Consider the following 15,386-nt stretch of genomic DNA (forward strand, 5'->3'; position numbering starts at 1 on the left):
AACGGCTACACTATATGAATCAAACTAAAGACAATATTTTTTTCAATACTCTGCGCGACGCACTAACTGCCGGGCGAGTGCTCACAGACGAACGCTCTACACGCCGTTATCGTAAGGGAATTCGGGTCGGCAATGGCGCCGCTTGCGCTGTAGCATTACCCAACACCTTAGTCGAGTTTTGGCACGCATTAGAAGCTTGCGTTGCTCACAACAAAATTATTCTTGTTCAGGCTGCCAATACTGGTTTGACCGGAGGATCCACCCCAGATGGCGACGACTACGACCGAGATGTAGTAATTATTAATACGCGCCGCCTGGATAAACTCATTTTGCTTGATCAGGGTAAACAGGTAATCGCCCTCGCCGGAGCCACTTTATTTCAGCTAGAAGATAAACTCAAACCACTCAAGCGCAGCCCTCACTCAATCATTGGTTCCTCTTGTATCGGCGCTTCTATAGTAGGAGGAGTTTGTAACAACTCTGGTGGTAATTTAGTAAACAGAGGCCCAGCTTATACAGAGATGGCACTATTTGCTGAAATCACAACAGAGGGCAAACTACAGCTGATCAACAATCTGGGTATAACTCTGGGCGGTAGCCCGGAGCAAATCCTCAGCAATTTAGAAAATGGCACTTTGAAAAAAGTGCCCATTCTCGCCACAAGCGCAAACGCATCGGACTATGAATATCAGCAGCGAGTTCGAGACGTGAACGCCAAGACTCCAGCTCGATTTAACGCAGACAAACGGCGACTACATGACGCTAGTGGCTGTGCGGGCAAGTTGGCAGTATTTGCTGTACGCCTGGATACCTTTACTGAGCCCCAACAAGATCAAGTCTTTTACATAGGTACAAATAACCCAGAAGAGTTTACAGAATTGCGTAAGCGTATCCTGACCCAGTTCAAAGAGCTGCCGGAAATGGGGGAGTACATGCACCGAAGCTACTTCGATGGTGCTGACAAATACTGCAAAGACACTTTTCTCTTTATCAACTTACTAGGCAGTTCATTCTTACCCAAGCTTTTCTCCTTTAAAGCCAAAGTTGATAGTTTCTTAGGACGAATTCCTTTTCTACCCAACAATTTAAGTGATCGGTTTTTACAGCTAACGGGCAAGCTCTATCCCGATCATCTGCCCAAACGTTTGAGAGAATACAGAAAGCGTTTTGAGCACCATTTAATGGTAAAGGCCAATGACGGGGCGATAGCGGAAACCCGGCAATTACTACAAGAGTATTATGGTGCAGATTCGAGCAGCAACTCAAAGCGTAATGGCGAATGGTTTACCTGCACCGATAAAGAAGGTGACGCAGCACAGCTACACCGCTTTGTAGCTGGTGGCGCCTCTGCCCGTTATGCAATCGTACATGCAGACGAGGTCGAAGGCCTTATGCCTTTGGATGTCGCATTGCCACGTAATACCGAAGACTGGCATCAATTACTCTCCCAAGAGGTGCTGGATAAGCTAGCGGCTCCATTTCAGCTCAGTCACTTTTTTTGCATGGTCTTTCACTGGGACTTTGTAGTCAAAAAAGGTGTGGATATTCCTGCATTAAAAAGACAAATCCTTAATGAACTCGATAGTCGCGGCGCAAAGTACCCAGCGGAACATAACGTCGGACACCTCTATCAAGCAGAACCTGACCTGGCAAATTTTTATCAAAACCTGGACCCCACCAATAGTTTCAACGCTGGTGTAGGGAAAATGTCCAAACGCAAGTACTACAAAACAATAACGAACGAATAAGTGAGAAATGATATGGCTCTTGATCATAACATAACAGCATTGGTTACCGGTGCTTCCAGCGGTATTGGTGAGGCCACCGCTCGTGCTCTTCGACTACAGGGTGTAAAGGTCTATGCTGCAGCGCGCCGAATTGACCGTCTGGAAAAACTCGCCAGTGAAACTGGTTGTATTCCTATCCATCTGGATGTTAGAGATCGCCAAGCAGTTAAAGAGTTTGGCGAGAAATACCCTATAGATATCCTAATCAATAATGCAGGCTTGGGTCGTGCATTGGGATCAATGTGGGATGCTGAAATAGAAGATATAGAAATGACTGTTGATACCAATGTCACTTCTGCAATCTTGATGATCAAGTCGGTACTACCGGGCATGATCAAGCGAGGTAAAGGCCATATAGTCAATATGAGCTCAGTAACAGCTATTTATCCTCTTCCTGCAGCACTATACGGGGCAACTAAAAGCGCAATCCATAAACTCTCTCGTGACTTGCGAATGGAATTGCAGGGGACAGGTATACGTGTGACTGAAATGAGCCCCGGTCGAGTCACCAGTGAGTTCTACAATGTTGCCATTGATGATGAACACCAGCTTAAAAAGGCTGTAGAAACTCAGTGTGACGATCTAACAGCTGAAGATATTGCAGATGCAATCATTTACTGCGTCAGCGCCCCTTGGCGAGTCAACGTTAGTCAGATGGAAATATTGCCAACCGAGCAAACCTATGGCGGCACACACTTTATTCCATTTGAAGGAAGAGACAAATCATGAGCAAGAAATTAAAAGCAGTGATTATCGGGCCGGGTAATATTGGTACTGATCTGTTGATGAAAATGAAACGTTCAGAGTGGATTGAACCGGTTTGGATGGTGGGTATCGATCCAGAATCCGATGGCCTGACACGGGCGCGTGAGATGGGGATAAAAGCCACAGCTGATGGCGTTGATGGATTGCTGGCCCATGTAGTGGAAGACGATATCCGTGTGGCTTTTGATGCTACCTCTGCTTATGTTCATGCAGAGAATAGCCGCAAGCTGAACGAACTCGGTGTAATCATGATTGATCTGACGCCTGCGGCGATAGGCCCCTTCTGTGTGCCGCCGGTTAACCTGGTACAGCATGCGAAAGAGCTGGAGATGAACGTCAATATGGTGACCTGTGGTGGCCAAGCGACGATCCCGATGGTGGCTGCGGTCTCTCAAGTTCAACCCGTGGAATATGGCGAAATCATCGCGACGGTTTCCTCTAAATCAGCCGGTCCTGGTACCCGTAAGAACATCGATGAGTTCACCCGGACCACTGCGAGCGCAGTCGAAAAAGTGGGCGGCGCTAAAAAGGGTAAAGCGATTATCATTATCAACCCGGCTGAGCCACCACTACTAATGCGTGACACGGTTCACTGCCTTACCGAAGGAAAACCAGATCAGGCGGCTATCACCGAGTCGGTTCACGCCATGGTGAAAGAAGTACAGAAATATGTACCAGGTTATCGTTTGGTCAACGGCCCTGTGTTTGATGACAATAGGGTCTCCATGTTTATGGAAGTGGAAGGTTTGGGTGATTACCTACCAAAGTACTCTGGCAATCTGGATATTATGACCGCAGCGGGCCTGCGCACGGCAGAGATGTTTGCTGAAGAAACTAACAACGGCAACATTACCCTGCCAGCACGCGGCTAAGTGAAGGAATAAAACAATGAACCTTAAAGATAAAAAAGTAATACTTCACGATATGAGCTTGCGGGATGGCATGCATGCCAAGCGTCACCTGATCTCATTAGATCAGATGGTCACTGTGGCTACGGGTTTAGATGAAGCCGGTATGCCACTTATCGAAGTCACCCACGGCGATGGTTTAGGTGGCACCTCAGTAAACTACGGTTTTCCGGCTCACAGTGATGAAGAGTATCTCGGCGCTGTGATTCCAAAAATGAAAAACGCCAAAGTCTCTGCTCTATTAATACCGGGAATTGGCACCGTTGATCATCTACGCATGGCGAAAGATTTAGGTGTAAACACTATCCGTGTAGCCGCTCACTGTACCGAAGCGGATGTAACGGAACAGCATATCGGTCTGGCCGCTAAGCTGGAGATGGATACCGTCGGCTTCCTGATGATGGCGCATATGGCCAGCCCGGAAAAGATTGTAGAACAGGCACGGCTGATGGAGTCCTACGGGGCGAACTGTATCTACTGCACGGACTCTGCTGGTTATATGCTACCGGATGAAGTAACAGAGAAGATAGGTCTGCTGCGGGCAGAGCTGAATCCCGACACGGAGATCGGTTTTCATGGTCACCACAATATGGGAATGTCGGTAGCCAATTCATTGGCTGCGATCGACGCCGGTGCAATCCGTATTGACGGTTCAGTTGCGGGCTTGGGGGCGGGGGCGGGTAATACGCCATTGGAAGTACTGGTAGCGACACTGATGCGGTTAGAAGCAGACCACGGCATCGATCTGTATAAGATTATGGATGTTGCAGAAGATCTTGTGGTACCGATGATGGACCAACCGATACGTCTCGATCGAGATGCCCTGACACTGGGTTACGCCGGTGTTTATTCGTCGTTCCTGCTGTTTGCGAAACGGGCAGAAGGTATGTATAAGGTTCAGGCGCGAGACCTTCTGATAGAGTTGGGCCGTCGTGGAACCGTTGGTGGGCAGGAAGATATGATCGAAGATCTAGCGTTAACTATGGCCAAAGAAAAAGGGTTGATGTAAGACTTCTCAATTAGACCTACGAGTTTAGTAAAATCATACCTGCTAAATTGACATTGAGGATAACAGGCTCAACTTCCTCATCACGGTACTACCCACCGCTCTCCCCCTAATCGCCACAACCGGTGGCGATTAGGTCTTATATTTTTTCAAAAAATCTCAATCTCAGTTTTCTTTAATTCACCAATTATTTTAGATTGTAATAAGTCGCTATCACCTTACAGGTGGTTTGGGGCTGAGTAATACTCCATTTCTTCGTCTACCAGTAGCTCTACAATCAGCTTGTCTCGAATTCACTGCAATCAGGTCTACCATCACCGATGGAATTGCAGAAAACACTGTTAATGTTCTTGTCATAGAAGAAATACCCAGACTTACAAAATAACAATCCATACTGAGGTACCAAAATGACAAATACTCCTGTAATGAGCCCGAACGGCATTAACCATCTTGCGCTGGCATCCAGCGACATAAAAAAGACTTTGCAATATTTTAATGAAGTACTAGGCATGCCTCTAGCATCCCTATACTGGATGCATGGTGTTGAAGAAACAGTCCATGGTTTCCTTGTGCTTAACGAGAACTGTCTTCTGGCTTTCGTTGGAAGCCCAAAAATTAGTAATGATGTTGAATACGGCGTAACTCACTCAGGTAACCCTGGAGATCCTTGTGTAGGCGGCACCATGCAGCATTTAGCTTTAAATGTTAATAGCCTTGAGGACCTTCTGGCTGTCCGAGACCGTATTCGTTCAAAGGGCCTTCACTGCATGGGACCAATGGACCACGGTATGATGCAGTCCATCTATTTTGCTGGACCAGATAGCATGACTCTGGAAATCGCTTATCTCACAGGTGAGGACCCATCAAAATGGATCGATCCAGCTGTAGTGGAATATCTAAACATCAGCAAGCAAGAGCTGGAAGAGTTACGTAACCCAACGCCTTATACCCGACCTTCTGAGCCTGTTCAAAATCCTTCACTTAAAGAAGGTAACACAGAGTTCCGCATGCACTGGCCAGAAGCTTATGACATGTTCATGACAACACCTGATGATTTACTGGTAGACCTCCTGAAAGACAATGTCCCACCGACTGAAATCAGTCCTGAAGATGCGAATAAAGGCGAGCAACTCTCTGAGCGAATAGGCAAAGGCCTTGAAGGGTAATAGCCAGCTACAAATTATGAATAACGGTTAAATTTAGAGTAGCTAACCCTGTGATCGGTACATCGCTATTGTTGCGAATTACAATTAAGAACTACATCAGATTCTTTCTTGAATACGGTGTACCGATCGATACATTTTTGTGCCCCAGTAAAAGACAACTTAGAAACGTGCTCTATCCATAAGCAGATAAATATACAAAATCATAAATCGTTTTTGGTCTAATAATTATTCTTTATTCTACACATCTTAAATAGATTCAATCTAAGCTAAAAAATAATAGGGTTGATAAATCAGCTTCAAAAAGTGGATTAAGTCACGCCAACTATTCGTCGCTATCAAATAGCCTTTTTTGCGTAGTTTACCGCACAAAATAATAAGAAAACTCAAACTAAGGAGAGGAGCACATGTACACAGCCTCAACCACATCTCTGATAAACACAACCAGAAACCGAAATATCAGCGACCTTGTTACACTGCAAGCACTCAAGAACCCTTCAAAAATAGCGCTAAAATACGACGGTCATTCAGATACATTTGAAGAATTAAATAATTGCATTGACCGTGCAGCCAATGCTCTCAAAGCAGCCGGCATTACACCGGGAGAAAGGGTAGCCTGTCTATCGCATAACAATAGATCGTTTGTAATATTCCGCTTTGCTGCAATTAGAGCTGGCGCCATATTCACCCCTATTAATTTTATGCTTAATGCAACAGATATTACTTATATTTTGGAAAACTCTGGTGCTGTAGCAATTATTGCAGAAGATACCCTTTGTGAAGTAGCTGATCAGGCCATAGCTCAAATGGAATCTAAACCAAAAGTTAAGGCTTACATTAACTTTTCGGGTACACAGGTTGCCGATAGCTGGCTGAATTCTAACGACTGGATCACATTCGAAGATGATTCCCCTGTCGTTTGTGAAACCGGCGAGGATGATCCCGTACAGATTATGTATACCAGTGGAACTGAGTCTCATCCTAAAGGCGTCATCCTTTCTTCTCGTGCATTAATTGCTCAATACGTTACCTGCATAGTTGATGGCAAAATGGAACAAAGTGATATCGAGCTACATTGCTTACCGTTATTCCATTGCGCTCAACTTGATTGCTTTCTTACCGTAGACTTATACCTAGGTGCAACCAGCATATTAATGCCTGGCGCTGATCCTGGTGCTATGCTCGAACAGATAGAAAAAGAAAAGATCAATAAACTCTTCTGCCCACCGACAGTATGGATAGCGCTACTACGCCATCCTGACTTTGATAAACGCGATCTTAGTTCTTTGAACAAAGGCTATTATGGGGCATCCATTATGCCAACTGCAATAATTGAAGAACTGTCTGAACGTCTACCAAATATGAGGCTCTGGAACTTTTATGGGCAGACAGAACTGGCTCCCGTTGCCACTATTCTCCAGCCAGAAGACCAATTGAGTAAACTCGGATCCGCAGGAAAACCAGGACTGAACATCAATACTCGTATTGTCGACGATGAAGATAACGAAGTTCCTCGTAATACTGTTGGTGAAATTGTCCACCAAAGCCCTCAAGCCACACTTGGATACCTAGGTAATGAAGAGAAAACTGCAGAGGCATTCTGTAATGGCTGGTTTCATAGCGGGGATCTCGGCTATATGGACGAAGAAGGTTATATCTTTGTCGTTGATAGAAAGAAAGATATGATTAAATCCGGCGGTGAAAACGTCGCCAGCCGTGAAGTTGAAGAAAAATTATTTCAACATCCAAAAATAGCAGAAGTAGCTGTCTTTGGTTTGCCACATGAGAAATGGATTGAGGCGGTATCCGCGGTTATTGTACCTCGTGAAGGGGAAAGCTTAACTCGTGATGAGATAGCTAGTTTCTGTCGAGAGAACCTCACTAGCTATAAGCGCCCTCGGAATATATTCTTAGCTGAATCACTACCGAAGAACGCGAGTGGCAAGATTCTTAAACGCGAACTTAGAGCAACTTATATCGACTCATAATAATCTGAAATTTTTTGGCTATATCATACATTATTACTGAATGGATAACTTGCCTAGAAAATATCAGCTACAGCCAGAAAACATCAGATTTTTCACCTTTTCGATTGATAGAATGACACAAGGATGTGTCAATATTGGCAAAAAACACAAGAAAATCTTGCCATATTTCAGATATTTGACCTTTACTGTTCTATTCAAAGGTTCATATACAATAACCCAAGCAGATGGCTGGCTTGTTAACATAGCGAAGAGGTCATTCACATGACCGGATAATCATTCCTAACGACACATAACGCAAGTATTCATAACGTTTTCCTCTCTCTTTTTCCTTCTAATTCGATTAATAATGTTGAATACCTCTTTATCATATAATTTTTAATCAAAGATGAATCGAACCACAAACACATGCTTTGAAAATATTCTTTTATATACATAAAATATCAATTAAAAGTTATACGGGCGAAAATAATGAAATGGAATGACATACGGTTTATTTTAGCTATAGCAAATCACGGTACGTTGCACGAAGCAGCTATCAATTTAAAAGTAAACCATTCAACTGTATGGCGGCGCATACAGTCATTAGAAAAAACCTTTTCAACTCAGATTTTTTTGGTCGACAGAAATGGATATAAACTGACTGAAGCAGGGGAAAATGTTATCGAACATGCGATAGCTATGTCAGCTAACATGGATGCAATAGAAAGAGTAATTTCAGGCCAAAACAAAGAATTGAAAGGACTTATAAAATTAACAGCACCGGCAATTATAGCAGATGGAATATTACCTAAATTAATAAAAGAATTTAGAAAAGAGCATCCTGAAATTACATTTGAATTACTCGTAGAAAGTGCTTCATTGAGCTTGGATAAGCGTGAAGCAGACATTGCGTTCAGGTCTACAAATAACATTCCTGATAATGCAATAGCTCACGAACTTGGCGTGACATGTTGGTCGTTAATGATTAAAAAAGAGCTTTATCAAGGGGAAAAATTAACTTTAGAGGAATTAAAAAAATGGCCAATGATTGGATATATTAATTTTGATCCGACGGCTGCACAATGGTTTGAGGCTACATTTAAAGAGTCCATCAAGGTCGTATCATGTAACGATGTTTCCCACGCACTTACTTGCGCTAGAGAAGGTTTAGGAGTCGCTCTTCTGCCTATTCCATATGAGTCATCTTTAACTTGTTTATATAAACTCCCTTCACACTTTGACATTAAGATGTGGCTCTTAACCCACAGGGACTTAAGAACCTCAGCTAGAATAAAAGCATTCTGGGATTTCATTTTAAAAAAACACAAGGAAAGTAACATATTAAAAATGGCAATAAACAGCTTAACCGATATCCGTTAAAACAGTTCCTTTGAAAACGAAACGCTCTCCACATATTCCCTATTTTAATATAAGCCTCTGCAGGTTCTATCTAACACCTAACTTTAATATTGTCTGGGCTATGTATAGCACCAAGAGGCTAAAATTAGCCACAGTAAAGCAGAAAAAAGGAGTGAATGGTCATAATTGTAGCACACTAGAATTTATCACTAAGTTCAACAATGGCAGCCTTCGATATAACCTAAACCACATTAACAGCGTCAATTATTTATTACATTAAGTAAGCATTGTCAGTTAAATAAATGAAAAAGTCCAATATTCAGCTGTATCACTACTCAATAGCACTGTAATTAATATCTCCATACTTACCTTTCTGGTAATCATTGAAAGCAGTGAAAATTTCTTTTTGGGTATTCATAATAAAAGGCCCTCTTGGGATAATCGTTTCTAAGTAAGCCTCTCCACCGTACAAAAATAGATCGGTTTCTTCACTAGCTACAATGTTGACTGCACTTAAATTATCGGACAGGAATCCCTGTTGATTTGCTTGCAAAGATTCACCTGAGATATCAACTAAACCAGAGGCTACATACACGGCGTACTGATCACTTTTCACAAGATTTATATTGATTGTATCGCCAGCATCCAGGTGAAGATGTAAAAGTAGCTGACGACTCTCAGTTGCAATCGGCGACGTTAAACCTTCATATTCACCTACTATTACTTTCAGGTAACCTTGACTTGATTTTAAGTTACGCTTTGGCAACTCTTCATTTTGGACCGCTCGATAATCAGGTCGTTCCCCCTTTTCTTTTGAGCTGAGATTTAGCCAAAATTGCGCTCCAACAAACCGACCCTGAACTGGTTTCGCCCATTCATCGTGAACAATTCCATTGCCTGATTTCATCCATTGCACTCCTCCTGACCCAACATGCCCCTGGTGGGCACGACTGTCTAAGTGAGTAATCTCGCCTTGAATCAGGTAGGTTAGTGTAGAAATACCTCTATGCGGATGAGCAAAAGTACCGTCTGGTTTTGGTAGAGAGTCAGGTGTTATAAACTGATCAAAATGGTCTAATAACACCCAATATCCTACTGGTGTTAATTTTTGTTGGGGCATCACTCTATTTACAATTAGATTACCAACTTGCTCTGATTTAGATGTGATTTTTGTTTCAAATAACGCCATAACGTCCTCAATATAATAACCATTACTTCCTTTTTTGGATTTTTATCAACTCATAATTTATAAAACCACCTACAACATACCCACTATAAACAAGAAAAAACGCCCCCTAACTTTCGTTATTTATCTTATAACGAGAGTAGTAAGATATTATAAATATTATCATTAAGAGCAATGCTGGAATATTTTTTGAAAGAGGATCACCTAAAAAGAAATGCGATGCAAACGCTCCGACTATTGTAATAGCAATGCCTCCGTAAGCCCACTCTTGAAGAAACTTAACTTTTGTTTGATAAATACAAATAACAGCAATTATAAAGGCAACACCAATAATTATTGAGAAGTAATTTTGATAACCTAATCTAGACATATCTCCTTCCATTAGTCCTGCTAGATTAGCTATACCTGTACTAGTAAAAGCAAATGCTAATAAGCTTTTTGAAACATGATATACTTTATTCATATACTTCCTTATTAACAATAACTACATTACCAACTTAAAACCCTACACAATCAATAAGCCATTAACCCTAATACAACAATGATAATGATCATTAGTATAAACATTATTATTTATATTAATAATATCTTAAAGGGCTACATCTTTGATATCACCTATCAAAGATGCAAATCTCGAACAAAAGTCATAAGCAAAAAGATAATTTTGATACGAACAAAAAATTGGTAATAGATTGATAGTCTAATAATTTTTTATTACTTGAACTCAGAAACTGCTTCAAAGTCGAGTCGCGGTAAACGAGGATAAACGCCAACACTATCACCATGACCAATGTTAATTATAAAATTCACAGTTGAATTCGTACCGCCAAAGAATTCCTCGTTAACACCTTTTGGATCAAAACCTGACATAGGTGCTACATCTAACCCAACCGAACGAAGTGCCATCATGAAGTAAGCGGCTTGCAATGTACCATTACGCTCTGCGTTTTCACGAGCCATTTCTGGGTTACTAGAAAACATAGACGCGGCATCTGGAAAGATAGGAAAAACACGGTCCATATTCTTATAAAAATCCAGATCATTCGCTAAAATAGCCGTTAATGGTGCTGCGCTAGTCTTTTCTCTATTACTGTCAAGCATGTGTGGTACAAGTCGGTTTTCCTTTTCTTCACCACGTAAAAATACGAGCCGCATAGGCTGCATATTCATGCCTGTTGGCCCCATTTTGGCTAGGTCATAGGCTTTTTTTAATAATTCATTAGATACTTGCTTGTCAGTCCATGCATTATGAGTATGAGCTTGCCCTAGAATTAAAGACATAGTATCGATATCCGCGACAGTGATTCTCTCACGCAAGGCATTTACTTCTGCAATAGCTTCGGCTTGTCCTGGAAGAAATTGGGTCATTATTAATCCTCATTTCATTTATGTAAGTTAATTAGTTGATTTGAATTTCATTACTTATCAGCTCAACAAATTTCATAAAAATATATATCTGAAATATGTCGATAGCTCGGGTGATGTCTTTAATAAGAATACATTTTGCACAAATGCTTTTATATACGTAAAATAGCAATTTATAATTGCAAGAACGCAATAAGCAAGAAACAAAAAATCTTACAATTTATTTATTCCTAGAAAACCATCGCAGCTAAGTAACTCAATAAATACTAGCCCAGATCAAAAAAACTTCGAAGCTAACTACGCCTCTGAATAGAGTGTATGCCGATAATGTCTTCGACATTATCGGCATATTCCTTAAAATATTGCGGCAGCCAACCGCTCAACTCCGTAGAGTCATGGACTATAGGGTTCTGATGCCTCTAAAAATGGTGATTAGTAGTAGCTTATGCTATCCGCTGCCATGATTCGCATATTAGCCGTTGGGCGGTAAGCTTCACCTAGAGTAGATGCGAGTCGATCACCCCACTGGCACAAAGCAGTCATACCAACCTCATCCATCCATCGCACTACTCCACCACGAAACGCAGGGAATCCCAATCCCATCAGCAGAGCCATATCAGCCTCTGCAGGTGAATCCACGATACCCTCTTCCAAACAGCGCGCCATTTCAATTGCCATAGGAAGCATACAGCGGAATTCAATTTCCTCATCTGTCAGATCAACCTTCGCAGACTGGCACTGAGCGATCATTGATGAAGTAGTATCGTCAACACTTTTCTGTGGTCGCCCTTTGGCATCTGGTAGGTACTGATAGAATCCTTTCCCATTTTTCTGACCGAACCGCTCAGCGGTATTCATATCATTCAGAATTGACTTATCCAATTGAGCCATACGATCCGGAAAGTCTTGAGCAAGTACATCTATACAGTGACACAGAGTATCGATACCGATTACATCCGACAGATAAGCTGGGCCCATTGGCCAACCCCAAGCCTGCATAACTTGATCAATACGCTGAAAATCACCACCATCGTTGATGAGCTGTTCAAATCCTCGAAAATAGGGAAAGAGCACACGATTAACAAGAAACGCAGGACAATCATTGACAACAATAGGCTGCTTGCCCAACGCCAATGTATAAGCCACCAAATCAGAGATCGTTTGATCTGAGCTTTGCTCTGCACGTACGACTTCTACCAAGGGCATAGCGTGTACCGGATTGAAGAAATGCAAACCTGCAAATTGATCAGGTCGTTTTAATGCACGTGCCAAGCGAGTGATCGAAATAGTAGAGGTATTACTGACCAACACCCCCCCTTCAGCAAGGTTATTCTCCAACTCTGCTAATACCGCCTCTTTAACTTTAGGATTCTCTACAACCGCCTCTACGATCACCTTGCTTCTATCCATATCTGAAGCTTCTAGGGTCGGTGTAATTGCTTTTAGAATGTCAGCCTTTTTCCCTTCAGTCATCCGTCCTAGGCGAACACGTTTTGACAATAGCTTATCTGCTTCAGTCATCCCTAAATCCAAAGCTGATTCGCCAATATCCTTCATGACAACCTTAATACCCTTAAGTGCATTCTGATAAGCAATTCCACCGCCCATAATTCCAGCCCCAACAACAGTGGTCTTATCTAACGTTAACTTAGCATCTTTAGCATAAGCCCTGGCGACCTTCTTAATGTACTGGTCGTTCATAAAGTTTCCAATCAAAGCACGTGACTGGGAAGTCGTTGCAAGAGCTGCACATACATTAGCTTCTTTCTCCAAAGCCTTATCAGAACTTAGCTGAGACGCTTCGGCAATAAGATCAATTGCAGCAGCAGGTGCAAGTAATTGAGGATTTCGGGCGCAAACCTTACCTTTAACTGCCTGAGCTAGCTGCTGAGCCTCTTCAGAGGATATGGAAAGAGCGCTGGCTTTAGCAATACGACCGATCTGTACCTCTTCAGAATGGTCAATAGCATAATTGAGGAGCTCCAATGCTACTTGGCGAAGCTCATTAACTTCCGCGACTTTGGAGACTAATCCAGATTCCAGAGCTACTGGCGCTTTTTGCGGGGCTCCACTAGCTACCCACTGCAATGCAGTCTCCAAACCTACCAGACGTGGAGTACGAACAGTTCCACCCCATCCAGGAAGAATACCCAACCCTGTTTCCGGTAGACTGATTACTGCCTTATCGGACATGACACGATAATCACAAGCCAGACAGAACTCCAACCCGCCACCTAAAGCAAAGCCATTAATAGCTACCACTACAGGAAAAGATAGAGATTCTAAACGAGAAAAGTTGGTATTATTTATAGCAATGCGTGATTTTATCTGCTCTTCAGACAGACTAAAAATTTCTTTAAATTCACTTATATCCGCGCCAACGATAAAATCTGATTTAGCGCTAGTCACCAGCATTCCCTTGATGCCTTCAGCTTTCTCAATAACCTCCAGCGCAGCACTCAGCTCTACTACTGTTTCATTATTGAAAACATTGACACTTCCATCACGAACATCAAAACTCAGTTCAATCAACCCATTATCCAATGCCTTAACGTTAAGCTTGCTTCCTATGTACATAACCCCCCCATGTGACTCGTTATTGTGCTGATCAGATCGTTTATCAAATTAGCCTTTATACTGTGGAGGCCGATTTTCCAAGTAAGCAGCAACCCCTTCTACACCGTCCACTGAACGGCCCATTTTAGCAATAAGACGTGTCTCCAGGTCCATCTGAGTTTCTAGACCATTGAGATAGGTCTGATTCAACAGCTCCTTAATAGCGCCGTAAGCATTGGTTGGCCCTTTAGCAAGACCCGCTGCCAGCGACTGGGCTTCACTCAAGACATCCTCAGGCGCAACCAGTTTATTCACCAATCCCCACTCTAATGCCTCTTGGGCAGACAGTAATCGATTGGTAATCATCAGTTCCTGAGTCTTACGTAAACCGATAAGACGAGGTAGAAAGTGACTGGCACTGCCATCCGGTGACAGACCAATACCAGAATAAGCCATTGTGAACTTAGCCTTTTCAGAGGCCACAACGTAATCGCCAATCATCGACAAACTCAGGCCAGCTCCCGCTGCAGTGCCATTAACCGCCACGATCACAGGCGCTCTCATATGTCGAAGACGGGTAATGGCAGAGTGTAGGTAGCCGGTAAGTTCTGTAAGCATTTCACTGATATTGTTACGGGACTCTGCAAAACTATTTATATCTCCTCCACCACAGAAAAAACGCCCCTGACCGGTGATAATGACCACCCGAACCGCCTCTGAACTCTCACATACAATAGCCGCGTTTAGCAGTTCCTTTGCAAGAGGAATATCAATACCATTGACATTATCCGGACGATTCAGCGTAACAGTAGCCACACCATCACTGATCTCGAATTTAATATTTTCATAAACCGTCATAGTGACTCCTGATTTCTATAAAAAATGCGTAAACACCCCTGAGTGCCTCAGCAAACAAGCAATATAGGTAATTTTTTTATACTTAAGGAACGATTTAGCACTTACGCTTAGATGTTTTATTTATATCTGATGAATACATATTGTAGAGGCCCGATGCTGAAGAAAACTCGCATCTCAGGTCCTAAACTGACACAGAAACCCTAAAATCAGGCCGCATTGGGTATTTCAGCCAATGTCCTCAAGTTCATTAAAACTCAGAGGTTTTGACTCTATCACTAGATATGCAAGAAATGGCTACGTGATCAAGACAGATATCAGTGATCTCAAGACAGATCTTAGCTTGAATGCATTCTCCTATATTTAGTTTTACTTATTTATTATCGTATTTTCAGGCATTTTTATCTGTGGGCGCACCATCACTATCTTTAGACAGCGTAATAGCAGAATAGAAAGAAGTAGCCGCTGA

At 42.5% G+C, this 15,386-nt stretch carries 12 protein-coding genes; 7 read left to right on the plus strand and 5 right to left on the minus strand.

Annotation, left to right across the window (positions count from 1 at the left end):
* Nucleotides 1-14 precede the first annotated feature (14 nt).
* The 7 genes from dld to AMJAP_RS13160 all read left to right on the plus strand — a co-directional run bounded on the left by dld (nucleotide 15) and on the right by AMJAP_RS13160 (nucleotide 8,976).
* Nucleotides 15-1,748: a D-lactate dehydrogenase gene (dld, locus tag AMJAP_RS13130; protein ID WP_019620080.1), complete on the plus strand. Its 1,734-nt coding sequence runs from the start codon at nucleotides 15-17 to the stop codon at nucleotides 1,746-1,748.
* Nucleotides 1,749-1,760: 12 nt separating this feature from the next.
* A complete protein-coding gene (locus AMJAP_RS13135; protein WP_019620079.1) occupies nucleotides 1,761-2,516 on the plus strand; it encodes an SDR family oxidoreductase in 756 nt (251 codons plus the stop codon).
* On the plus strand, nucleotides 2,513-3,424 hold the full coding sequence (locus AMJAP_RS13140; protein ID WP_019620078.1) for an acetaldehyde dehydrogenase (acetylating): 912 nt from the start codon (nucleotides 2,513-2,515) through the stop codon (nucleotides 3,422-3,424). Before AMJAP_RS13135 ends, AMJAP_RS13140 begins: the two co-directional genes overlap by 4 nt.
* A gap of 16 nt (nucleotides 3,425-3,440) precedes the next feature.
* Nucleotides 3,441-4,469, plus strand: a complete 1,029-nt coding sequence (dmpG, locus tag AMJAP_RS13145) for a 4-hydroxy-2-oxovalerate aldolase (protein ID WP_019620077.1) — start codon at nucleotides 3,441-3,443, stop codon at nucleotides 4,467-4,469.
* 422 nt (nucleotides 4,470-4,891) lie between these two features.
* Nucleotides 4,892-5,632 carry a VOC family protein gene (locus AMJAP_RS13150; RefSeq protein WP_236588772.1) on the plus strand — a complete coding sequence of 247 codons (741 nt, stop codon included), beginning with the start codon at nucleotides 4,892-4,894 and terminating at the stop codon, nucleotides 5,630-5,632.
* Between the two features lie 404 nt (nucleotides 5,633-6,036).
* Nucleotides 6,037-7,617, plus strand: a complete 1,581-nt coding sequence (locus tag AMJAP_RS13155; RefSeq protein WP_019620075.1) for a fatty acyl-CoA synthetase — start codon at nucleotides 6,037-6,039, stop codon at nucleotides 7,615-7,617.
* A 468-nt stretch (nucleotides 7,618-8,085) separates the two neighbouring features.
* The gene (locus AMJAP_RS13160) at nucleotides 8,086-8,976 is read left to right on the plus strand and encodes a LysR family transcriptional regulator (RefSeq protein WP_019620074.1); all 891 of its coding nucleotides are present in this window, start codon (nucleotides 8,086-8,088) and stop codon (nucleotides 8,974-8,976) included.
* A gap of 310 nt (nucleotides 8,977-9,286) precedes the next feature.
* Here the strand turns inward: AMJAP_RS13160 and AMJAP_RS13165 are convergent, their stop codons facing one another.
* The 5 genes from AMJAP_RS13165 to AMJAP_RS13185 form a co-directional block, all read right to left on the minus strand.
* Nucleotides 9,287-10,144 carry a pirin family protein gene (locus tag AMJAP_RS13165; RefSeq protein WP_019620073.1) on the minus strand — a complete coding sequence of 286 codons (858 nt, stop codon included), beginning with the start codon at nucleotides 10,142-10,144 and terminating at the stop codon, nucleotides 9,287-9,289.
* A 106-nt stretch (nucleotides 10,145-10,250) separates the two neighbouring features.
* Nucleotides 10,251-10,604, minus strand: coding sequence for a DoxX family protein (locus AMJAP_RS13170; RefSeq protein ID WP_019620072.1), 354 nt, complete (start codon nucleotides 10,602-10,604; stop codon nucleotides 10,251-10,253).
* A gap of 251 nt (nucleotides 10,605-10,855) precedes the next feature.
* Complete coding sequence (locus AMJAP_RS13175) at nucleotides 10,856-11,509, minus strand: malonic semialdehyde reductase (protein ID WP_019620071.1); 654 nt, start codon at nucleotides 11,507-11,509, stop codon at nucleotides 10,856-10,858.
* A 429-nt stretch (nucleotides 11,510-11,938) separates the two neighbouring features.
* Complete coding sequence (gene fadB / locus AMJAP_RS13180; protein ID WP_019620070.1) at nucleotides 11,939-14,083, minus strand: fatty acid oxidation complex subunit alpha FadB; 2,145 nt, start codon at nucleotides 14,081-14,083, stop codon at nucleotides 11,939-11,941.
* Between the two features lie 48 nt (nucleotides 14,084-14,131).
* Nucleotides 14,132-14,920: an enoyl-CoA hydratase/isomerase family protein gene (locus AMJAP_RS13185; protein WP_019620069.1), complete on the minus strand. Its 789-nt coding sequence runs from the start codon at nucleotides 14,918-14,920 to the stop codon at nucleotides 14,132-14,134.
* Nucleotides 14,921-15,386 lie beyond the last annotated feature (466 nt).

The organism is Amphritea japonica ATCC BAA-1530 (genome assembly GCF_016592435.1).
Lineage (GTDB): Bacteria > Pseudomonadota > Gammaproteobacteria > Pseudomonadales > Balneatricaceae > Amphritea > Amphritea japonica.